Here is a 19,911-nt window from a genome sequence, read left to right as displayed (position 1 = left end):
ATGGCCCCGCCCACGAGATGCCACACGTCAACTTAAGCGCCCGGGCGCTCCTGCGCCACCACGGCCATCGCCGCGCCCAGATATTGCAGCATGGCCCCGTCGACAAAGCTGCCTTCCATCAGACGCGGTTCCTGCTGGTGCGCCTGGCGGAATTTCAGCTGCGTGGCCGGGTTCGTGCCTGCGTACGAGCGGAACAGGTCCAGCCACTGCCGCGCCAGCTGCAGCACGGCCGGGTCGGTGGGCGGCGTGCGCTCATCCATGGCGGCGCGCACGGCGGCGATCAGGGCCGGCCACTCGCCCGAGCGCTTGCCGTAGTTGGCCACCAGGTGTGCGTATTCCTGCTCGTCGAGGAAAGGCCGGTACAGCGCCATGCGCGAGGCATTGAAGGCGGCGAGGATGAACTGCATCAGTTGCGCATCGATGCTGGTCGTGGCCTGCATGATGGGCTCCTGCGCGTGCATGTCGTTCAGGCGCGCGAACAGGCCCGGATGGGCGCCCGTGTCGCGCACCAGCTTGACCATCCATTCCGTGGCCAGCGCCTGCGCCGGCGCATCGCCGGGGCTGGCGCCTGCCTCCATGGCGGCGCGCACCCGCGCCACCAGTACTTTCCATTCCTCTTCCACGGCCGCATCGGACAGCAGCGGCAGTTGTTGCAGTTCTTCGTGACTAAAGTATTTGTCGTACATGGTCATCAACTCCATAGTGGTGAGCCACTCGGCCAGTTCCGGCGCCTGTCCCTGCGCCAGTTGCGCCTGCAAGCTGCACAGGCGTTCGCGCAAGGTGGAAGCCTGCGCGATCTGGTGTTCCAGCATGGCGATCTGCTGCGCCACGATGGTATGCAAAGGAAGATCCGGGCCGGCGAGGGCGTTGGCGATATCGGCCAGCGACAGCCCGAACTTGCGCAGCGCCATGATCCGGTGCAGCCGGTCCATGTCGCCGTGCTGGTACAGGCGGTAGCCAGCTTGCGTGCGCGCCGAAGGCGAGAGCAGGCCGATGCTGTCGTAGTGGTGCAGGGTGCGGATAGTCAGGCCCGTGAGCCTGGCCAGTTCCCCGATTTTCAACAGCATCGCCTTCTCCTTGTCTCCAGTGCGTGCAACCACGATGGCGCCTGACGTAACGTCAGGGTCAAGCAGAAATGTAGCAGAGGAACTGAAAAAGCCGATAAAAGAATCCGTTGACCTTCATTTTTTTGTACGGTATATTTATAAAACCGAACGACGACTGCAGCATGAACGGCGCGTTCGAGCCACATGGAATGACGAATGGATCGTTGTGCGGCGCAGCAAGAAGCGCCCTTGGCAGGACTGGAAAGACAATCCGCACAGACGGATTTTTTTCACAGTTGGTTTGTACGTTAAATATAATATGCCACCGGCAAGATCCGGGCGGCGAGAGGGACGACCATGATGAAAAGTATCGTTTGCTATACGCCCGGCAGTTTGCGCATGGAGCAGCGCCCCGTGCCCGTGCCCGGCGAGGGCGAAGTGCTGCTGCGCATACGCCGCGTCGGCATCTGCGGCACCGACATGCATATCTTCCGCGGCACCCAGCCTTTCCTCAGCTACCCGCGCGTGATGGGGCATGAACTGTCCGGCCATATCGACAGCGCGCCAGCCGGCTCGCGCCTGGCCGTGGGCGATCAGGTCTACGTGATGCCCTATCTGTCGTGCGGCAGCTGCGTGGCCTGCCGCCAGGGCAAGACTAACTGCTGCACCCGCATCGAAGTGCTGGGCGTGCACCGCGACGGCGGCATGACCGAATACCTGGCGCTGCCAGAGCGCTTTGTCTTCAAGACGGAGGGCATCTCGCTCGACGACGCGGCCATGATCGAATTTCTCGCCATCGGCGCGCACGCCGTCAAGCGCGGCGCGATCGATGCCGGCAAGCGCGTGCTGGTAGTGGGCGCCGGCCCGATCGGCATGGCCGTGATGCTGTTCGCATCGTTGAAGGGCGCCGACGTGACGGTGCTCGATGGCCGCACCGACCGTCTGCAGTTCTGCCGCGACGCGCTGGGCATCGCCCGCACGGTGGCGCTGGGCGAGGGCGACAAGGAGCAGCTGCTGGACGCCACCGGCGGCGAATTCTTCGACGTGGTGTTTGACGCCACCGGCAATATCGCCGCCATGGAGCGGGGCCTGGACTTTGTCGCCCATGGCGGGTCCTATGTGCTGGTGTCCATCGTGCGCGACCGCCTGTCCTTTTCCGACCCTGAATTCCACAAGCGCGAAACGACCTTGCTGGGCAGCCGCAACGCCACCGTCGACGATTTCGAGGAAGTGGTGGCGGCCATGAAGGCGGGGAAGGTACCCACCGCGCTGCTCAATACCCACCGCACCACGCTCGACGAATTTACCGGCGTGCTCGATCGCTGGATGCAGCCGGAAGCGGGCGTCATCAAGGCCATCGTCGAGGTCTGAGATGAGCGACATCAACCCGATACTTCAATTTGGCACCAGCCGCTTCCTGCAGGCGCACGCCGACCTGTTCGTCAGCGAAGCGGCCAAGACAGGCGAGGCGCTGGGCAATATCACCATCGTACAGACCACGCACAGCGCGCAGGGCGCGGCGAGGGTGGCGGCGTTTCGCCGCAGCGACGGCTACCCCGTGCGCATCCGCGGCTGGCAGGACGGCGCGCAAGTCGATGAAGAGCGCCGTGCCGACGCCGTCACGCAGGCGTGGCAAGCCGGCAGCGACTGGCGGCAGGTGCGCGATGCGGCCGTGGCCGCGCGCGTGATTATCTCGAATACGGGCGACACGGGCTATCAGCTCGATGACGCCGACCACGCGGGCATGCTCGACGGCGCGGCCGTTCCCGCCAGCTTTCCCGCCAAGCTGCTGGTGCTGCTGCACGGGCGCTTCCTGGCCGGCGCCGCGCCCATCTCGATTTTTCCGTGCGAACTGGTGGCCGACAACGGCCATGTACTGCGCCAGGTGATCGTGACATTGGCGCGGCAGTGGGGTTGCGCTGCCGCGTTCATCGGCTACCTGGAAACGGGCTGCCTGTGGATCAATTCCCTGGTCGACCGCATCGTTTCCGAACCGATCGAACCGATAGGCGCGGTGGCCGAGCCCTATGCCCTGTGGGCCATCGAGGCGCAGGAAGGCATGCTGCTGCCGTGCAGCCACCCGCAAGTGGTGGTGACGGGCAGCCTGCGCGAATATGAACAGCGCAAGCTGTTTTTGCTCAACCTGGGCCACACCTATCTGGCGCAGCTGTGGATGGAGCGGGGCAGCCCGGCCGGCATGACGGTGCGCGAGGCGATGGACGACGGCGCCATGCGCGCCGCGCTGGAAGCGGTATGGCACGAGGAAGTGCTGCCCGTGTTTGCCGCCATGGGGGCACAGCACGGTGACGCCGCGCTGGCCTACGTGGCGCAGGTCAGGGAGCGCTTCGGCAATCCCTTCCTCGCACACCGCCTGGCCGACATCGCCCAGCACCACGCCGGCAAGATCGCGCGCCGCATGGCGCCCGTGGCATCGCTGGCGCGGCAGCTCTGTCCCTCCCTGGCGCAGCCGCGCCTGCGCGCCATGCTGGCGCCGGGAGCGCTGCCATGAGCGCCCCGGTCAACGCAGTTGTTTCTTTTTCGGCATGCCGATCCAATCCGATATCGACTAAAATGGCCCACTCATCCACTTTCCCCTTCGCTGGCATAGCGCGTTCATTCATCCATGTCCAAACCCGCCACCGTCTTCAAGCGCAGTACCAATCTGCTGTTGCAATTTCTCGCCGAGAATGCCGCAGTGGGCGAGATGCTGCCGACGGAGCAGTTCCTGACCACCATCTGCCAGGGCAGCCGCACGGCGATCCGCAGCGCGATCGCCTACCTGTCGACGCGGCGGCTGATCGCCAGCCCGGCGGACCGGCGCTTGCTGAGGAAGCCCATACCGGGCGACTACTTCGATATCTCCGAATTGCAGTCGGGGGCGGAGCGCATCCAGCAAGTGCTGATGGAGCGCGTGTACCAGCGCGACATGCCGCCCGGCGCGGAATTCTCGGAAGCGGAGCTGGCGCGCGAGGCGGGCGCCAGTACCGTCAGCGTGCGCGAATTCCTGATCGGCTTTTCGCGCTTCGGCCTGATCGAAAAGAAACCGCGCGGCGGCTGGCGCCTGTGCGCGTTCGACCGCTCGTTCGCCACCGAACTGGCGGACATGCGGCGCATGTTCGAGATGGCGGCCGTGGAGCAGTTTGCGCACCTGCCGCACGGCGATCCGGCGTATGCGGAACTGGCGCGGCTGATCAAGCAGCACGAGAAGCTGGCGGCCAGGATCGACACGCGCCACAACGCGTTTCCGGCGCTGGACCGCGAGTTCCACACCTTTCTGATCGGCTTGCTGAACAACCGCTTCGCGCAGGGCTTCTACGATATCGTCTCGTTTGTCTTCCACTACCACTACCAGTGGGACAAGGGCGAGGAAAAAGGCCGCAACCAGTACGCGGTGCAGGAGCACCTGGCGATCCTGCGCGCGTTGGCGGAGCACGACATACCGAAGGCGCTCGAGGGCATGCGCTCGCACCTGGATTCCTCGCGCCGCACCATGCTGTCCTCGATCGGCACGCGCGAAAAACTGAGCCAGCCGGACGCCTAGCCATCCTTGCCGGGGAGGGGGCGCCATGAGCCTTGCTTCCCAGCCTGCCAGCCTGCTGCTGATGTCGCCCGAGGATAACTGCCTGATCGCCAGGACGGCATTGGCCTGCGGCGACGTCGTCGCCATCGATGGCTTGCCCGTCACCCTGGCGCAAAACATCCACATCGGCCACAAGGTGGCGCGCCGCGCGCTGGCCGTGGGCGACAAGGTGCTGCGCTACGGCGCCCTGATCGGCAGCATCACGGCCCCCGTCGCCATCGGTGAGCATATCCACACCCACAACCTGGCAAGCGATTACATCCCCACGTTTACCCTGGGCCAGGACGGCCACCATTTCCTGGACAAGGACGACCAAGCATGAACGCTCCCGTAACGACACCGGCCCTGTCGGGCTATCTGCGCGCCGATGGCCGCAAGGGCATCCGCAATATCGTGGTGGTGGCCTATATGGTCGAATGCGCGCACCACGTGGCGCGCCTGATGGTCAACGCCTTTCCCGGCCAGCCCGTGCACCTGATCGGCTTTACGGGCTGCTTCCCCAATGAATACGCGGACCAGGTGATGCGCCGCCTGCTGACGCATCCGAACGTGGGCGCCGTGCTGCTGGTGTCCCTGGGCTGCGAAGGCTTCAACAAATATGGCCTCTCCAGCGCCGTGGCCGACAGCGACCGCCCCGTGCATACGATTACCATCCAGGAAAACAGCGGCACGCGCCCCAGCGTGAGCAGCGGCGTCGAGTGGATCAGCTGGGCCCTCGAGCACCTGGCGCAGCAGGAGCGCGTGCCGATGGGGATCGATGAACTGGTGGTGGCCACCATCTGCGGCGGCTCCGACAGCACCAGCGGCATCAGCGCCAACCCGGCCGTCGGCGTGGCGTTCGACACGCTGATCGCGGCCGGCAGCCCCTGCATCTTCGAGGAGACGGGTGAACTGGTCGGCTGCGAATACCACATGCAGCGGCGCGCCGTCAGCCCGGACCTGGGCAACGCCATCGTCGACACCGTGGCCAAGGCGGCCCGCTACTACACCATCATGGGCCATGGCAGCTTCTCGCCGGGGAATGCCGATGGCGGCCTCACCACGCAGGAAGAAAAGTCGCTGGGCGCCTACGCCAAGAGCGGTTCCTCGCCCATCGTCGGCATTCTGAAACCGGGCGATCAGCCGGCCGGCGGCGGCCTGTACCTGCTCGACGTGGTGCCGGACGGCGAGCCGCGCTTCGGTTTCCCTAACGTGTCGGACAACGCGGAAATCGTCGAACTCATTTCCTGCGGCGCCCACATCACCTTGTTCACGACGGGCCGCGGCTCCGTGGTGGGCTCGGCGATTTCGCCCGTCATCAAGGTGTGCGCCAATCCGCAGACCTTCGAGCGCCTGGCCGACGACATGGATATCAACGCCGGCAAGATCCTCACGGGCGAGGCCACGCTGGAAGAAGTGGGCGCGGAGATCGTCGCCGCCGTGCTGAACGTGGCCAATGGAGCACTGAGCCGCTCGGAAGACCTGGGCCACCAGGAATTCGTGCTGACCTATAAACAATTCGAGGCGGTGGGGCCAGGCTGCTTCCCGCTGCGCGCAGCATGAGGGCCGCGGCGATGGATGTCATGGATACCACGCGACGCCGTACCTTGCCGCGCGGCGGCCTCTCGCTGCCCTGCATCGGCATGGGCTGCGCGCCGCTGGGCGGCCTGTACCAGCCGGTCAGCGACGCGCAGGCGCGCGCCACCCTCGATGGTGCCTGGGATGCCGGCGTGCGTTTCTTCGACACGGCGCCGTTCTACGGCTACACCCGGTCCGAACACCGTCTCGGCGCGGCGCTGCGCGGGCGGCCCCGCGATCATTTTGTTGTCAGCACCAAGGTGGGACGGTTGATGCGGCCCGACGCCTCCGTGCGCCCAGGCGATGACGGTTTTGCCGCGCCGCTGCCGTTCCGCCCCCATTACGACTACACGTATGACGGCGTGCTGCGTTCGCACGACGACAGCCTGCAGCGGCTGGGGCTCGATCGCATCGACATCCTGTTCGTGCACGATATCGGCAAGGCCACGCATGGCGAACGCGATCAGCACTACTGGCGCCAGCTGACGTCCGGCGGCGGCTTTCGCGCCCTCGATGAACTGCGCGCCAGCGGCCAGGTGAAAGCCGTGGGCCTCGGTGTCAACGAATGCGAGATCGTGCTGCGCGCGATGGTGGAATTCGCCCTCGATTGCACCCTGCTGGCCGGCCGCTACACCTTGCTGGAACAGGCCTCGCTGTCGCCATTGCTGGACGCCTGCGTGGAGCGCGGCAACGCCATCGTGATCGGCGGCCCGTTCAACTCGGGCGTGCTGGCCGGGAACGGCAAATTCAATTACGCCGATGCGCCGGCCGCGATACTCAAGCGCGTGGCGCGCCTGGACGCCGTCTGCCGTGACTTTGGCGTGCCTTTGCAAGCTGCCGCGCTGCAGTTTCCGCTCGCCCATCCCGCCGTCGCTTCCTGCATCCCGGGCGGCCAGGACCTGGCGCAGCTGCGGCAAAATCTGGACTGGTTCGCCACGCCGCTGCCCGACGCCCTGTGGCTGGCGCTGCGGGACGCGGACTTGCTCGATGCGCGCGCGCCGCTGCCTGCGGGAGTGGCCGCATGATGCGCATCGACGCCCACCAGCACTTCTGGCAGCTGGCCGCGCGTGCCGGCAGCTGGCCGCCGCCATCCCTGGCCGCCATCCACCGCGATTTTGCGCCCGCCGACCTGGCGCCCCTGCTGGCTGCGCATGGCATCGCCGGCACAGTGCTGGTGCAGTCGCTGCCGTCCGAAGACGATACGCACTGGCTGCTGGCGCTCTCCGAAGAAAGCAGCTTTATCCGCGCCGTCGTGGGCTGGACGGAGCTGCCGGCGCCCGACGCGCCGGCCAATATCGCCCGCCTGGCGTCGCACGGCAAGCTCAAAGGCTTGCGTCCCATGCTGCAGGATCTCGATGACGATGCATGGATCGCCGATCCCGCGCTGACGCCAGCTTTGAACGCCATGGTGGAACACGGTTTGCGGCTGGACGCGCTGGTGCTGCCGCGCCACCTGCCCGCGCTGCTGCAATGCGCGCGCGACTATCCGCGGCTTCCCATCGTGATCGACCATGCGGCCAAGCCGCCGATAGCCGATGCCGCCTTCGGCACCTGGCGCGAAGACATGGCGCAGCTGGCCGCGCTGCCGAACGTGCATTGCAAGCTGTCCGGGCTGGTGACGGAAGCGCGGCCCGGCTGGTGCGTGGACGATTTGCATCCCTATGCCGCACATGTGCTGCAAGTATTCGGCCCCCGGCGCGTGATCTGGGGCAGCGACTGGCCCGTGGTGGACCTGGCCGGCGGCTATGCGGCGTGGCTGGCCGCCAGCGAAGCGCTGCTGGCGCATCTGGGGCAAGCGGACAGGAACGATATCTTCGGCCTCAACGCACAGCGCTTTTACGGTATCAACGAGGAAACGCCATGAAAAGAATGGGCATGGTCATCGGCATCGCGCCGGAGCGTATCGCCGAATACAAAACCCTGCACGCCGCCGTCTGGCCGCAGGTGCTGGCCAAACTGGCAGCCGCGCATGTCAGCAATTATTCGATCTTCCTGCGCCAGCCGGAAAACCTGCTGTTCGGTTACTGGGAATACCACGGCGAGGACTTCGAAGCCGACATAGCGGCCATCGCCGCCGACCCCGAAACGCAGCGCTGGTGGACCTTTTGCGCCCCTTGCCAGCAGCCGCTGGCCTCGCGCGCCGAGGGCGAGCACTGGGCGATGATGGAACAGGTTTTTCATATGGATTAGTCGTAGGCCCCAAAGCGAAGACTGGGGGGCAGACCCTGAGGGGCTGACCCCGGCAGTTCAGGTGTTGGGGTAATAAATATAAAACAAAGGAGACAACATGACCGCCAGACTACAAGGCAAAATCGCCCTGCTCACCGCCGCCGGCCAGGGCATCGGCCGCGCCACGGCCGAAGCGTTCGTGCGCGAAGGCGCCACCGTGATCGCCACCGATATCAACCAGTCCCAGCTCGACGCGCTGAAGGAGGCGACTGGTTGCGCCATCCGCCGGCTCGACGTGACCGATGGCGCGGCGATCGCCGCGCTGGCCGACGAGATCGGCTCCGTCGATATCCTGTTCAACTGCGCCGGCTTCGTCGACGGCGGCACCATCCTCGACTGCGACGATGCGGCCTGGGACCGTTCCTTCGACATCAACGCCCGCTCCATGTACCGGCTGATGCGCGCCGTGCTGCCCGGCATGCTGGCCAGGGGCGCCGGCTCCATCGTCAATATGTCGTCCGTGGCGTCCAGCGTGAAGGGCGCGCCGAACCGCTTTATCTACGGTACCTCGAAGGCGGCCGTGGTAGGCATGACGAAATCGGTGGCGGCGGACTTTGTCACGCGCGGCATCCGCTGCAATGCGATCTGCCCCGGTACCATCGAGTCGCCTTCGCTGAAGGAACGCATTGCCGCGCAGGCGGCAGCGACGGGCGTGAGCATCGATGAAGTGCAAGCCGCTTTCGTGGCACGCCAGCCGATGGGAAGAGTGGGCAGGGCAGAGGAAATCGCCGCCCTGGCCGTCTACCTGGCTTCCGATGAATCCGCCTTTACCACCGGCATGGTCCATGTGATCGACGGTGGCTGGTCAAATTAATCACTACAACGAAAGAACCACATGAAACTGATGCGTTATGGCGCCAAGGGCGCTGAAAAACCTGCCTTGATCGATGCTGACGGCGCCGTGCGCGACCTCTCCGGCGTGCTGTCGGATATCACGGGCGCGACCCTGGGCAAGGATGGCCTGGCGACCCTGGCCGCCATCGATATCGCCAGCCTGCCGGTGGTGGACCATCCCGGCCGCATCGCGCCGCCGTGGAAAGGCGTGGGCAAATTTTTGTGCGTGGGCTTGAACTATGCCGACCATGCCGCCGAATCGGGCATGGCTGTGCCGGCCGAACCGGTGCTGTTCATGAAAGCCACCAGCGCCATCATCGGCGCCAACGATGCCGTGGTGATGCCGCAGGACTCGAAGAAAAGCGACTGGGAAGTGGAACTGGGCGTGGTGATTGGCACCACCGCGCGCTATGTGAGTGAAGACGATGCACTGTCGCACGTGGCCGGTTACTGCGTCGTCAATGACTTGTCCGAACGCGAGTATCAACTGGAGCGCGGCGGCCAGTGGGACAAGGGCAAGGGCTGCGATACCTTCGGCCCGATCGGCCCCTGGCTGGTGACGGCCGACGAAGTGGCGGACCCGCAAAACCTGGGCCTGTGGCTGGAAGTCAACGGCAAGCGTGTCCAGGACGGCAATACCAAAACGATGGTCTTCGGCGTGGCCAATCTGGTCAGCTATATCAGCCGCTTCATGACCCTGTACCCGGGCGACATCATCAGCACCGGCACGCCACCGGGCGTGGGCATGGGCCAGAAACCGTCGGCCGTGTACCTGAAGCCGGGCGACACCATGCGCCTGGGGATCAACGGCCTCGGTGAGCAGCACCAGACCGTGCATGCCTGGAATCCGCAACTGATCGACAGTTAATGAAGTAGCAGACCGGCGTGCCGCCAAGGTGCTCAGACATCGGCGCACCGGCCTATGGCAGTGGAGTGGAGGAGACACACCATGAATGAATCCGAAGAGATACTGGCGCTGAACAAGGTCAGCAAGCGCTTTCCCGGCGTGCTGGCGCTCGACAACGTCAGTTTCAGCCTGCGCAAGGGCGAGGCGCATGCGCTGTGCGGCGAAAACGGCGCCGGCAAGTCCACCCTGATGAAGGTGATGAGCGGCGTGTACCAGGCCGACGAGGGGGAACTGGTCTACAAGGGCAAGGTATGCAGTTTTGCCTGCAGCGTGGATGCGGAGGCGGCCGGCATCGCCATCATCCACCAGGAACTGAATTTGATTCCGCACCTGAGCGTGGCGGAGAATATTTTCCTCGCGCGCGAACCGGTGCGCGGCATCTTCATCGACCGCAAAAAAATGCGTGCCGACGCGCAGGCGTTGCTGGACCGTTTAAAGCTGCGCATCGACCCGCGCCAGCTGGTCAAGAACCTGTCCTGCGCGCAGCAGCAGATGGTGGAAATCGCCAAGGCCCTGTCGCTCAATACGGAAGTGCTGATCATGGACGAGCCCACGTCGTCGCTGACGGAAAGCGAGACGGGCCAGCTGTTCGACATCATCAATGAACTCAAGCGCAACGGCGTGAGCGTGGTCTACATCTCGCACCGCCTGGAAGAGATGCAGCACATCATCGACAGGGTGACGGTGCTGCGCGACGGGAAATTCGTCTGCACCGACGATTTTGCCGCCACGAGCCTGGACGCCATCGTGGCCAAGATGGTGGGCCGCACCCTCGATGAAAAATTTCCCGATCGCGTCTCGACACCGACCGCTGACGTGCTGCTGCGCGTGACCGATTTGCACCGCAAGGATGTCTTCGGCCCGCTGAGCTTTGATTTGCGGCGCGGCGAGATCCTCGGCTTTTCCGGCCTGATGGGCGCGGGGCGCACGGAAGTGGCGCGCGCCATCTTCGGCGCCGATCCGCTGACCAGCGGCGCGATCCACCTGGGCGACATGGCGGTGACGATCACCAGCCCCATCGACGCCATCGGACACGGCATCGCCTACCTGTCGGAAGACCGCAAGAGCCACGGCCTGGCGATCCGCATGTCGGTGGCGGCCAACCTCACCCTGACCAATGTATCGGGGCTGGCGAACCGTTTCGGCTTCATCGATTTCGCCAGGGAAGAAGCGGTGGCGCAGCAGTACATCGCGGCGCTGGGCATCAAGACGCCGACCTCGAAACAGATCGCGCGCAACCTCTCGGGCGGCAACCAGCAAAAGATCGTCATCAGCAAATGGCTGTACCGCGAATCGAAAATCATCTTCTTCGACGAACCCACGCGCGGCATCGACGTGGGGGCCAAATTCGCCATCTACCAGCTGCTCGACAAGCTTGCATCGGAAGGCATCGGCGTGGTGCTGATCACGTCCGAGCTGCCCGAGATCATGGGCATGACGGACCGGGTGGCCGTGTTCCATGAAGGGCGCATCAGCGGCATCGTCAATACGCGCGAGTCGTCGCAGGAAGAGATCATGCAACTGGCGTCGGGGCGCGTAGCCAGTCCCGCACCTGGCCAGGCGGCAGCCCATTAAAAACAGAAAGCTTAAAAAAATGAATAAAGAACTGATACAAAAATTTGCCGCGCTGGGCAGCCTGTCGCTGTTGCTGCTGGTGTTTTCCCTGACCAGCAACGCCTTTTTCTCCGTCAGCAACGGCATGAGCGTGGCCTTGCAGGTGACGTCGATCGCCTACCTGGGCATTGCCGCCACCTGCGTCATCATCACGGGCGGCATCGACCTGAGTTCCGGCTCCGTGTTGGCGCTGGCCGGCGTGGCCGCCGCGCTGCTCGTCAAGAGCGGCGTACCCGTGCCGCTCGCCATGCTGGGCGGCGTCGTGGTGGGCGCCATGTGCGGCGCCGTCAACGGCTTTTGCATCACGCAATTGAAACTGCCTCCCTTCATCGCCACCCTGGGCATGATGCTGATCGCCCGTGGCCTGGCGCTGCAGGTGACGGGCGCGCGCGCCATTTCCGGCCTCGGCGACTCGTTCGGCGAACTGGGCAACGGCGTGCTGTGGCGCATCGAGCGCGACACGGGCGGCACCTTTCCCGAAGTCGTCTTCCCTGGCATTCCGTATCCGGTGGTGCTGATGGTGGTGATCGCCGTGGCCGTGTCCATCATGCTCAGCCGCACCACCTTTGGCCGGCATATCTATGCCGTCGGTTCGAATGCGGAAGCGGCGCGCCTGTCGGGCGTGAAGGTGGGGCGGGTGACCCTGCTGGTGTACACCTTGTCCGGTGCCTTGTCGGGCCTGACGGGCTGCGTGCTGATGTCGCGCCTGGTGACTGCGCAGCCGAACGAGGGTGTGATGTACGAACTCGATGCGATCGCCAGCGCCGTGATCGGCGGCGCCTCGCTGATCGGCGGCATCGGCACCATTTCCGGCACCGTCATCGGCTCCTTCGTCATCGGCATCCTGCGCAACGGATTGAACATGAACGGGGTATCGAGCTTTATCCAGCAAATCATTATCGGACTGGTCATCTTGCTGACCGTCTGGATCGATCAGAAGCGCAACCGCGCCTGAGGCAGTGCAGCAACGCAGTCTTACCTATAAATCTATAATTAAATGAGGACGACAATGAAAACCATCCAAGCCTTCAACACCATCCTGTTCGGTCTGTCGACCGCAGTATTTGCCCTGAGCTCCAGCGCCGCCTTCGCCGCCTCGGGCGAGATCGCCGTGATCGTCAAGACCACCAATTCCAACTACTGGCAAAACGTCAAGAAGGGCGCCACGGCCAGCGCCGCCGATGCCAAGGGTTACAGCCTGACCTTCCAGGGGCCGGCCTCGGAATCGGCCATCGCCGACCAGGTCAGCATGGTGGAAAACGCCGTCACGCGCAAAGTGGCCGGCATCGTGCTGGCCGCGTCCGACCCGGACGCGCTGGTGCCGGCCCTGAAGAAGGCGTGGGAAGCGAAGATTCCCGTGGTGCTGATCGATTCGCTGGTGGCCGACAGCGGCAAGCGCTATTACCAGTCCTTCCTCTCGACCGACAATGAAGCGGCCGGCGAGCAAAGCGCCAAGGCCCTCATTTCGCAGGTCGGCAAGACGGGCAAGATCGCCGTGATGTCGTATGTGGCGGGCGCCGGTTCCGAAACGGGCAGGGTGGGCGGCTTCAAGCGCTATATCGAAAAGAACTCGCAGCTGCAGATCGTCGGCACGTATTACTCGCAGTCGCAGATGGCCACGGCGCTGAACCAGACGACCGACGTGCTGGCCTCGAATCCTGACTTGAAGGGCATCTTCGGCGCCAATGAACCGACGGCCGTGGGCATGGGCCGCGCCATCGCGCAGGCGGGCAAGGCCGGCAAGGTGATCGCCGTGGGCTTCGACGGCAATGAAGACCTGAAAAACTTCGTCAAGGACGGCACCCTGTATGCGACCGCCGTGCAAGGCTCGTACTCGATGGGCGCGCTGGGCGTGAAAACCCTCGTCAGCCTGATCGAAGGCAAGAAGGTCGCGCCGTTCGTCAACACGGGCGTGGTGATCGTCACCAAGGCCAATGTCGAACTGCCGGAAGCGAAGAACGTGTTGTACTGATTTTTCACGTCTTCAGATCCTCAGATCGTCAGGCGCTGGCGCAACTCCTGCAGCAGGGTGCCCGTCTTCGGCGTCAACTGGCGCGCCAGCGGCCATGCCAGATACAACGGCAGGCCTGGCGTGGCCAGCTGCGGCAGCACGGCGACGATGGCGCCTGACGCCAGGTGTTCTTCCACCAGCCACGTGGCCAGCTGCGCCACGCCCAGGCCCGCCAGCACGGCGGACGTGCGCGCCTCGGCGTCGCCCACCGTCATGCGCGGCGCGGCCACGCGGTATTCCAGCTGGCCGCCCTTGTCCTCATCCGGGAACAGCCACGGCATGGGCGAGCCGTCGCCACGGCCATAGGCGATGCAGTCATGCCGCTCCAGTTCCGCGATGGAGGCGGGCGTGCCGCGCCGCGCCAGGTAGGCGGGCGCCGCGCACAGGATCAGGCGTTCCGCCCCCAGCTGCATCTGGCCCAGCGCGGCGGGCCAGTGCGATGGCGCGCCGATGCGCACGGCGATATCGATGCGCTCTTCGAACAGGTCGACGAAGCGGTCGCTGAAGGCGATCGATGGCTGCAGCCCGGGATACTGCGCGCACAGGGCCAGCAGCGCCGGCATGACGCGCAGGCGGCCGTACGAGGCGGGCACGCCGATGCGCACCTTGCCTGCCAGTTCCGTCGCGTGTTCGGCCAGGACGTCTTCCGCATCGGCCAGTTCCTGCAGCACGCGCTTGCAGGTGGCGTAGTAGGCGCGGCCCGCCTCGCTCAATTTCAGGCGGCGCGTGCTGCGCTCGAACAGGATCACGCCCAGCCGCTCCTCCAGCCGCGCCACGCTCTTGCTGACGGCTGAACTGCTCAGGTGCAGCTGCTCGGCCGCCCTCGTAAAGCTGCCAGCATCCGCCGTGGCGAGAAAGGGCGTGATGCCCTTCAAATGTTCCGATGAAAACATGATTGAGGAATTTTATTCACGAATAGGGTGAAATACTATCGCGGATAAGAATTTCTGTCCGATATATCATGGTTTTTTTACACAGGCATGGGAGTACGCATGAACAAGCACGCATTGATTATCGGCGCCAGCGGCGTTATCGGCAGCAGCCTGGCCACGCATTTGCTGGCGCAGGGCTGGCAGGTGACGGGCGTCTCGCGCGGCCGCACGCCAGTCCCCGCAGGCTGCGCATGCTTGCCGCTCGATGCCACGGATGGCGCGGCGGTAAGCGCCGCCCTGGCGGGCCTGGACGCCAGCCACGTCTTTTTCACGGCCTGGGCACGCCAGGCAAACGAGCAGGAAAACATCCGCGTCAATGGCGCCATGGTGGCCAATGTGCTGGCTGCCCTGGGCCCCACTGGCCACTTGCGCCATGCGGCGCTGGTGACGGGTCTCAAGCATTACCTGGGACCGTTCGATGCCTATGGCAAGGGCAGCGTTCCCGTCACGCCGTTCCGTGAAGAGCAGGGTCGCCAGGACGTTGACAATTTTTACTATGAGCAGGAAGACCGGCTGTTCGACGCGGCCGCGCAGTACGGTTTTACGTGGAGCGTGCACCGCCCGCACACCATCATCGGCTATGCGCTGGGCAATGCCATGAACATGGGCCTCACCCTGGCCGTGTATGCGAATCTGTGCAAGGCCGGCGGCCAGCCCTTCGTCTTTCCCGGCTCAAGCGCACAATGGCACGGCTTGTCCGACATGACGGACGCGGGCCAGATCGCGCGCCACCTGGCATGGGCGGCCGACAGTCCCTCCGCGCGCAACGAAGACTTCAATATCGTCAATGGCGATGTATTCCGCTGGAAGTGGCTGTGGCCGCGCCTGGCCGCTTACTTTGGCGTCGAGGCGGCGGACTTGCCCGGGACGATGGCGCCGCTGGCCGGGCGCATGCAGGATGCGCCCGCGCAGTGGCGCGCCATCGCGCAGCAGCACGGCCTGGTGGAAGCCGACATCAGCCGCCTCGCTTCCTGGTGGCATACGGATGCCGACCTGGGACGGCCGATGGAAGTGATGACGGACATGGGCAAGAGCCGCAAGGCGGGTTTTCTCGATTACCAGGATACGCAGGATGCCTTCATCGCCCTGTTCGAGCGCCTGAAGGCGGAGCGCGTCATTCCGCGCTGACCTGCTCCGCTGCGGCCGGTGGCGCGGCTGCCGCTGCCGCCGCTGCCGCCGCATTACTCTTGTGCTGCTGTGCCCGCTGCCACTCAAGCCCTGGGCGGTCGACGCGAAATTGCAGCAGCCGTCCCTGCACCACTTCCGTCACGTACGCCGTGCGGCCATCGGGGCCGCCGAAGGTGATGTTGCTGGGCTTGGCGCCGGGCACGCTGATCTCGCGCAGGATGCGTCCCTGTGGCGACAGTTTCACCACGCTGCCCTTGCCATAGCGTGTCACGTACAGATTGCCGTCGACATCCACGCGCATGCCATCCGTGCCGAAATCGTCGAACTTGATCAGCAGGCGCTTGCCGCTCAGGCTGCCGTCCGCGCCGATGTCATACATCCAGATATTGCGCTGCACGCTTTCATTCACATACAAAATCTTGCCGTCGGGGCTGACCTCGATGCCATTGGCCGTACCCATGGTGTCGAGCGCCAGGGTCACCGTGCCATCGGCCGCGATGCGCCACACGCGGCCCGTGTTTTCTTTCCAGTTCGGGTCGCTCGCATACAGCACGTCGTCCTGCGTGATGGCGATATCGTTCGGCTGCGTCATGCGCGGTTCGCGCGCGTGGATGGTCAGCGCGCGCGTGGCCGGGTCGACCAGGTAGATCGTGTGTTCCATGTAGTCGGCCAAATACATCTGCCCGCGGCTGCCGAAGCGGATGCCGTTGGCGATGCTGGTGCCGGGCAGGCTCAGGTACACCTCGCCCATGCCGCCGGGGCTGACCTTGCCGATCGTTTGCTGGCGCGCAAAGTTGACGGCATAGATATTGCCATCCGCATCCACGGCCGGGCCTTCGATGCCCTTGGTGAAGGAATGCGCGGGCGTGAGGGTGGTGGCGAGAAACAGCGTTTCGTGCGCGGGCGGGCTGGCGCAGGCGGACAGGTTGGCCAGCGCGGCGGCCAGCACGGCCGTGCGCAGCGACGGCAGGGCGTATCGGGAATGGAGCATCGAGTGTTCTCTGTATGGCAAAGGTGGCGTATGTTACCCGACGCGCGCCGACGCAGGCGCCGGGCTAGGTTGCCACCTAGGCCGCTACCACGACGAGGTCGGGGAAGTCGTCCTGCCAGCCGTCCCATTCATCTTGCAGATGGGCATGCATGCCGGCGCGCTCTGGCGCCTGATCAAAGGTGTCGGCGCTGGCCAGCAGGAAGTGGGCGATAGCGCGCAGGGTGGCCGGGTCGGCCTGTATGGTGACGTCGGAACAGCGTTTGGGGCGTTCTGCGGCCTCGTCCTGCAGATAGCAGTGCAGCGATAAATGTGTGGTCATGGGTATCAATTGTTGATGTAGGCGCCCAGCATGGCGTGTGCGTTCAGTGCGGCGCGGGCGGCGTCCAGTTCCTCGTTCGATAAAAACCAGTGGATCCGCCCATGCTTCTCTTCGCTGCGGCCATGGGCTTGCATGCTCTGGCGCAATGCCTGCAGTCTTGGCGGCGGCAGCGCAGCCAGTTTTCCGTGGTTGAAGATATTGACGGGATATACATCGCGCAGGTGCGAAGCTTGCAACCCGCGCCGCTTGATGGCGGCCCAGTTGTTGGCCGGGCAAGGAGTGCCAAAGGTCATCGGATGGGCTGCATCGAGCTGCCGGTAACCGCGTGCGTAGCCGGTGCCGTAGCCCAGGGTTTCACTATAGCCGTACACATACTCGCAATGATTCAGCAAGCCGGGTATGCTTGCCGCGCCGTCGAACAGCTGTTGCAACGGCAGCTTGCTGGCGCGCATCGCCAGCAGCAGCGAAACTGTCGGCTCATACACGGCGAGCGCGTCGCAGTTCGTGACCTCGTCGGCCTCGTCGGGTGGCAAGATCCGAGGTGAAAACAACTCGATGCTGCTGGTATCGGGCGCCAACAGGGTTTTCTCGTAGTTTCGCTGCGAAAACTTGACGACCTTACCGCTCTTGCTGCCGTAGCGCTCGACGGGTTCGCCGATGTGCGCGAACCAGGCGAACAGCTGCGCGCTGGCCGCGGCGGGAATGAAGGGACTATCCTTGGTGAATTCGCCGACGAGGAAATGGTATTGGTCCATAGGGCAATGCGCGGGAGGGTATCGAAGCACATATTTTTGCACGGGATGCCAAACGCTGCCAATGCGTGCGTGCGGGCCATATCAAGCGGCCTGATGCGTATGTATTTGATTTAAATGAAATTCGGGCCGCATTGCGGTTACACTAAGTCTGGCTATACTGCAATGACAGCCGTGGTTCTGGTTCACGGCGGCGCTGGCAATCCCACGGAGGCCTCATGTCTTATGCGAATCCCACCACCCATAACGGGTTCCTGATCTCGGCCTACGCCTGCGAACTGCCCGAGGGGTGCTGGCAGGGACAGTTGGTGCTGAGCAAGTGCGGCTTTGAAGATGTCCGGCAAGCCAATCTGGAAAATCGCGATACGCAGCACGAAGCGGAGCAATCTGCCCTGGCCATGGGCTGGCAGCTGGCCAATTACGTGCTACCCCTGCGCACTGTTGACGATAAGTAATCTAATGCTTTCATTTAGTAAGGGAAATAGAGTATCGTGTTCGGATAGAAAGCAATACACCGTATGCAGCAATAGAGCTGGCGTGCGCGGCGATGTCTGAGTGAACGCCGCGGAACGAAGAGTTGTCCTTGAGGCCGGCCCCCACAGGCCGTACACCGTCACCATGCACCACACAGCACTCTCGCCGGATCCTGAGGATGCGCCCGCCCAGCAGTTGCCCTCTGAGCACAATCTGCATGCCTTGCATAGCCGTGAGGTCAAGCTGCTGCGCGAGACGATCAATCAATTGTTGATCATGGCCAAGATGCAGGTGCAGGAAAAGGATAAATCCGACGCCTTCGGCCTGTTGATCATGCAGTTGCGCGAAGCCAATCAAAACCTCGTGCTGGCAACGTTTGGCGCGCAGGACATGCAAGCGTCCGCCGAGGCGACGACCTTGCGCCAGACGGAATTCCTGGCCATGCTCGCGCATGAGTTGCGCAATCCCCTCCAGCCACTGGCGATGGCCAATGACTTGCTGGCCAAGAAGGTCGACCTCGATCCCCAACTGGCGCACGTGCATGGCGTGATCGGCCGCCAGGTGGCGCACATGGCGCGGCTGATCGACGACTTGCTCGATGCTTCGCGCGTCAGCAGCGGGAAGATTACCTTGCAGCTGGCGCCCATCCTGCTGAGCGACATCCTCGCCAGCGCCATGGAAGTTGGCCAGGCCAGCATCAGCCAACGCCAGCAAGTGCTGACGTGAGCCTGCCGGACGAACCGCTGGTGATCGAAGGGGACCTGGTACGTCTGACACAGGTGTTTGCCAACTTGCTCATCAATGCCAGCAAATTCACGCACGAGTTTGGCCACATCGACATCGTCGTCAGGCGCCACGATAATCTGGTGGAAATTGCCGTCACCGACGATGGCGCCGGTATCGCCCTCGATATCCAGCCCTTCATTTTTGACCTGTTTACGCAGGGATTCCGCTCGCTGGAACGGGCGCAGGGCGGCCTGGGTATCGGCCTGTCGCTGGTGCGGATCATTACCCAGCTGCATGGGGGAACCGTGGACGTGTTCAGCGCAGGGGTCGGCTTCGGCAGCCAGTTTGTCTTGCAGCTGCCCCTGTCGTCGCTGGCGCCACCGTCGCAGGACTTGCAAGTGGAGCATGCGGCGCATGCATCGCCACGCCGCATATTGTTGATCGAGGATAATACCGATGCGGCGGAACTGCTGGCGCTGCTGCTGACGCAGGATGGCCACCATGTCGATGTGCGCAATGACGGCCCCAGTGGCTTGCGCGCCGCGCTCGATGCGCCCTACGATGTGATCGTATGCGATATCGGCTTGCCGGGCATGGATGGCTTTCAAGTGATCAGCTCTGCACGCGCGGCCCTGCCGCCGCCGCTGCCGTGCTTTGTCGCCGCGTCCGGATACAGCCAGCTTGGCGAGTTCGACCGTGCCGGCCAGGCAGGGTTTGACCATTACCTGGTAAAACCCATCAATATCGACGCCTTGTCGAAAATAATCACGGCAAAGGTTCCCCGCTGACGGGCGAAGGAGTCCCGATGCTT

At 64.2% G+C, this 19,911-nt stretch carries 22 protein-coding genes; 17 read left to right on the top strand and 5 right to left on the bottom strand.

Features of this window, described 5'->3' with window-relative positions; genetic code table 11:
* Positions 1 to 32 precede the first annotated feature (32 nt).
* Positions 33 to 1,067, bottom strand: coding sequence for a MerR family transcriptional regulator (locus CSQ92_RS20410; RefSeq protein ID WP_099395217.1), 1,035 nt, complete (start codon positions 1,065 to 1,067; stop codon positions 33 to 35).
* A 339-nt stretch (positions 1,068 to 1,406) separates the two neighbouring features.
* On the opposite strand from CSQ92_RS20410, the gene CSQ92_RS20405 reads away from it, so the two are divergent.
* From CSQ92_RS20405 to CSQ92_RS20345, 13 genes are all read left to right on the top strand, one after another.
* Positions 1,407 to 2,417, top strand: coding sequence for a zinc-binding alcohol dehydrogenase family protein (locus CSQ92_RS20405; RefSeq protein WP_099395391.1), 1,011 nt, complete (start codon positions 1,407 to 1,409; stop codon positions 2,415 to 2,417).
* 1 nt (position 2,418) lies between these two features.
* Positions 2,419 to 3,555: a D-mannonate oxidoreductase gene (locus tag CSQ92_RS20400; protein WP_099395216.1), complete on the top strand. Its 1,137-nt coding sequence runs from the start codon at positions 2,419 to 2,421 to the stop codon at positions 3,553 to 3,555.
* 114 nt (positions 3,556 to 3,669) lie between these two features.
* Complete coding sequence (locus CSQ92_RS20395) at positions 3,670 to 4,587, top strand: GntR family transcriptional regulator (protein ID WP_070257543.1); 918 nt, start codon at positions 3,670 to 3,672, stop codon at positions 4,585 to 4,587.
* A 25-nt stretch (positions 4,588 to 4,612) separates the two neighbouring features.
* Positions 4,613 to 4,948, top strand: a complete 336-nt coding sequence (locus tag CSQ92_RS20390; protein WP_034781958.1) for a UxaA family hydrolase — start codon at positions 4,613 to 4,615, stop codon at positions 4,946 to 4,948.
* Positions 4,945 to 6,168, top strand: coding sequence for a UxaA family hydrolase (locus CSQ92_RS20385; RefSeq protein WP_034781960.1), 1,224 nt, complete (start codon positions 4,945 to 4,947; stop codon positions 6,166 to 6,168). The genes CSQ92_RS20390 and CSQ92_RS20385 overlap by 4 nt, the downstream gene beginning before the upstream one ends.
* A 20-nt stretch (positions 6,169 to 6,188) precedes the next feature.
* A complete protein-coding gene (locus CSQ92_RS20380; RefSeq protein ID WP_373606058.1) occupies positions 6,189 to 7,208 on the top strand; it encodes an aldo/keto reductase in 1,020 nt (339 codons plus the stop codon).
* Positions 7,205 to 8,047, top strand: a complete 843-nt coding sequence (locus CSQ92_RS20375) for an amidohydrolase family protein (RefSeq protein WP_218964086.1) — start codon at positions 7,205 to 7,207, stop codon at positions 8,045 to 8,047. Before CSQ92_RS20380 ends, CSQ92_RS20375 begins: the two co-directional genes overlap by 4 nt.
* On the top strand, positions 8,044 to 8,373 hold the full coding sequence (locus CSQ92_RS20370; protein WP_099395214.1) for an L-rhamnose mutarotase: 330 nt from the start codon (positions 8,044 to 8,046) through the stop codon (positions 8,371 to 8,373). Before CSQ92_RS20375 ends, CSQ92_RS20370 begins: the two co-directional genes overlap by 4 nt.
* A gap of 97 nt (positions 8,374 to 8,470) precedes the next feature.
* On the top strand, positions 8,471 to 9,226 hold the full coding sequence (locus tag CSQ92_RS20365) for an SDR family oxidoreductase (protein WP_070282603.1): 756 nt from the start codon (positions 8,471 to 8,473) through the stop codon (positions 9,224 to 9,226).
* 21 nt (positions 9,227 to 9,247) lie between these two features.
* Complete coding sequence (locus tag CSQ92_RS20360) at positions 9,248 to 10,114, top strand: fumarylacetoacetate hydrolase family protein (protein ID WP_099395213.1); 867 nt, start codon at positions 9,248 to 9,250, stop codon at positions 10,112 to 10,114.
* Positions 10,115 to 10,195: 81 nt separating this feature from the next.
* Positions 10,196 to 11,728, top strand: a complete 1,533-nt coding sequence (locus CSQ92_RS20355; RefSeq protein WP_257219303.1) for a sugar ABC transporter ATP-binding protein — start codon at positions 10,196 to 10,198, stop codon at positions 11,726 to 11,728.
* A 19-nt stretch (positions 11,729 to 11,747) separates the two neighbouring features.
* Positions 11,748 to 12,722: an ABC transporter permease gene (locus CSQ92_RS20350; RefSeq protein ID WP_052140093.1), complete on the top strand. Its 975-nt coding sequence runs from the start codon at positions 11,748 to 11,750 to the stop codon at positions 12,720 to 12,722.
* Positions 12,723 to 12,776: 54 nt separating this feature from the next.
* Positions 12,777 to 13,739 carry an ABC transporter substrate-binding protein gene (locus CSQ92_RS20345; RefSeq protein WP_099395211.1) on the top strand — a complete coding sequence of 321 codons (963 nt, stop codon included), beginning with the start codon at positions 12,777 to 12,779 and terminating at the stop codon, positions 13,737 to 13,739.
* Between the two features lie 20 nt (positions 13,740 to 13,759).
* Here the strand turns inward: CSQ92_RS20345 and CSQ92_RS20340 are convergent, their stop codons facing one another.
* Positions 13,760 to 14,671: a LysR family transcriptional regulator gene (locus CSQ92_RS20340; protein ID WP_099395210.1), complete on the bottom strand. Its 912-nt coding sequence runs from the start codon at positions 14,669 to 14,671 to the stop codon at positions 13,760 to 13,762.
* Between the two features lie 99 nt (positions 14,672 to 14,770).
* Between CSQ92_RS20340 and CSQ92_RS20335 the strand changes: the two genes are divergently transcribed.
* Positions 14,771 to 15,838 carry an SDR family oxidoreductase gene (locus tag CSQ92_RS20335; protein WP_099395209.1) on the top strand — a complete coding sequence of 356 codons (1,068 nt, stop codon included), beginning with the start codon at positions 14,771 to 14,773 and terminating at the stop codon, positions 15,836 to 15,838.
* Here the strand turns inward: CSQ92_RS20335 and CSQ92_RS20330 are convergent.
* The 3 genes from CSQ92_RS20330 to CSQ92_RS20320 all read right to left on the bottom strand — a co-directional run bounded on the left by CSQ92_RS20330 (position 15,825) and on the right by CSQ92_RS20320 (position 17,903).
* Positions 15,825 to 16,829, bottom strand: a complete 1,005-nt coding sequence (locus CSQ92_RS20330; RefSeq protein ID WP_257219301.1) for an SMP-30/gluconolactonase/LRE family protein — start codon at positions 16,827 to 16,829, stop codon at positions 15,825 to 15,827. The two genes, CSQ92_RS20335 and CSQ92_RS20330, sit on opposite strands and share 14 nt — an antisense overlap.
* 76 nt (positions 16,830 to 16,905) lie before the next feature.
* Complete coding sequence (locus CSQ92_RS20325) at positions 16,906 to 17,148, bottom strand: Imm32 family immunity protein (RefSeq protein WP_034781978.1); 243 nt, start codon at positions 17,146 to 17,148, stop codon at positions 16,906 to 16,908.
* A gap of 5 nt (positions 17,149 to 17,153) precedes the next feature.
* The gene (locus CSQ92_RS20320; RefSeq protein ID WP_099395208.1) at positions 17,154 to 17,903 is read right to left on the bottom strand and encodes a hypothetical protein; all 750 of its coding nucleotides are present in this window, start codon (positions 17,901 to 17,903) and stop codon (positions 17,154 to 17,156) included.
* Positions 17,904 to 18,118: 215 nt separating this feature from the next.
* Here CSQ92_RS20320 and CSQ92_RS20315 point away from each other — a divergent pair, with 215 nt between their 5' ends.
* The 3 genes from CSQ92_RS20315 to CSQ92_RS29465 all read left to right on the top strand — a co-directional run bounded on the left by CSQ92_RS20315 (position 18,119) and on the right by CSQ92_RS29465 (position 19,888).
* The gene (locus CSQ92_RS20315) at positions 18,119 to 18,355 is read left to right on the top strand and encodes a hypothetical protein (protein WP_096234241.1); all 237 of its coding nucleotides are present in this window, start codon (positions 18,119 to 18,121) and stop codon (positions 18,353 to 18,355) included.
* 163 nt (positions 18,356 to 18,518) lie between these two features.
* Positions 18,519 to 19,100: a sensor histidine kinase gene (locus tag CSQ92_RS29470; protein ID WP_257219300.1), complete on the top strand. Its 582-nt coding sequence runs from the start codon at positions 18,519 to 18,521 to the stop codon at positions 19,098 to 19,100.
* Positions 19,097 to 19,888, top strand: coding sequence for an ATP-binding response regulator (locus tag CSQ92_RS29465; RefSeq protein WP_257219299.1), 792 nt, complete (start codon positions 19,097 to 19,099; stop codon positions 19,886 to 19,888). The genes CSQ92_RS29470 and CSQ92_RS29465 overlap by 4 nt, the downstream gene beginning before the upstream one ends.
* Positions 19,889 to 19,911: the final 23 nt, after the last annotated feature.

This window comes from Janthinobacterium sp. BJB446 (genome assembly GCF_002735655.1).
Taxonomy (GTDB): Bacteria; Pseudomonadota; Gammaproteobacteria; order Burkholderiales; family Burkholderiaceae_D; genus Janthinobacterium; species Janthinobacterium lividum.
This window is presented reverse-complemented; position numbering and strand designations above follow the sequence as displayed.

Bases quoted from the DNA above. Each gene is read 5' to 3' on its own strand.
- CSQ92_RS20410 (WP_099395217.1), bottom strand. From the start codon at position 1,067: ATGCTGTTGAAAATCGGGGAACTGGCCAGGCTCACGGGCCTGACTATC.
- CSQ92_RS20405 (WP_099395391.1), top strand. From the start codon at position 1,407: ATGAAAAGTATCGTTTGCTATACGCCCGGCAGTTTGCGCATGGAGCAG.
- CSQ92_RS20400 (WP_099395216.1), top strand. From the start codon at position 2,419: ATGAGCGACATCAACCCGATACTTCAATTTGGCACCAGCCGCTTCCTG.
- CSQ92_RS20395 (WP_070257543.1), top strand. From the start codon at position 3,670: ATGTCCAAACCCGCCACCGTCTTCAAGCGCAGTACCAATCTGCTGTTG.
- CSQ92_RS20390 (WP_034781958.1), top strand. From the start codon at position 4,613: ATGAGCCTTGCTTCCCAGCCTGCCAGCCTGCTGCTGATGTCGCCCGAG.
- CSQ92_RS20385 (WP_034781960.1), top strand. From the start codon at position 4,945: ATGAACGCTCCCGTAACGACACCGGCCCTGTCGGGCTATCTGCGCGCC.
- CSQ92_RS20380 (WP_373606058.1), top strand. From the start codon at position 6,189: ATGGATACCACGCGACGCCGTACCTTGCCGCGCGGCGGCCTCTCGCTG.
- CSQ92_RS20375 (WP_218964086.1), top strand. From the start codon at position 7,205: ATGATGCGCATCGACGCCCACCAGCACTTCTGGCAGCTGGCCGCGCGT.
- CSQ92_RS20370 (WP_099395214.1), top strand. From the start codon at position 8,044: ATGAAAAGAATGGGCATGGTCATCGGCATCGCGCCGGAGCGTATCGCC.
- CSQ92_RS20365 (WP_070282603.1), top strand. From the start codon at position 8,471: ATGACCGCCAGACTACAAGGCAAAATCGCCCTGCTCACCGCCGCCGGC.
- CSQ92_RS20360 (WP_099395213.1), top strand. From the start codon at position 9,248: ATGAAACTGATGCGTTATGGCGCCAAGGGCGCTGAAAAACCTGCCTTG.
- CSQ92_RS20355 (WP_257219303.1), top strand. From the start codon at position 10,196: ATGAATGAATCCGAAGAGATACTGGCGCTGAACAAGGTCAGCAAGCGC.
- CSQ92_RS20350 (WP_052140093.1), top strand. From the start codon at position 11,748: ATGAATAAAGAACTGATACAAAAATTTGCCGCGCTGGGCAGCCTGTCG.
- CSQ92_RS20345 (WP_099395211.1), top strand. From the start codon at position 12,777: ATGAAAACCATCCAAGCCTTCAACACCATCCTGTTCGGTCTGTCGACC.
- CSQ92_RS20340 (WP_099395210.1), bottom strand. From the start codon at position 14,671: ATGTTTTCATCGGAACATTTGAAGGGCATCACGCCCTTTCTCGCCACG.
- CSQ92_RS20335 (WP_099395209.1), top strand. From the start codon at position 14,771: ATGAACAAGCACGCATTGATTATCGGCGCCAGCGGCGTTATCGGCAGC.
- CSQ92_RS20330 (WP_257219301.1), bottom strand. From the start codon at position 16,829: ATGCTCCATTCCCGATACGCCCTGCCGTCGCTGCGCACGGCCGTGCTG.
- CSQ92_RS20325 (WP_034781978.1), bottom strand. From the start codon at position 17,148: ATGACCACACATTTATCGCTGCACTGCTATCTGCAGGACGAGGCCGCA.
- CSQ92_RS20320 (WP_099395208.1), bottom strand. From the start codon at position 17,903: ATGGACCAATACCATTTCCTCGTCGGCGAATTCACCAAGGATAGTCCC.
- CSQ92_RS20315 (WP_096234241.1), top strand. From the start codon at position 18,119: ATGTCTTATGCGAATCCCACCACCCATAACGGGTTCCTGATCTCGGCC.
- CSQ92_RS29470 (WP_257219300.1), top strand. From the start codon at position 18,519: ATGCACCACACAGCACTCTCGCCGGATCCTGAGGATGCGCCCGCCCAG.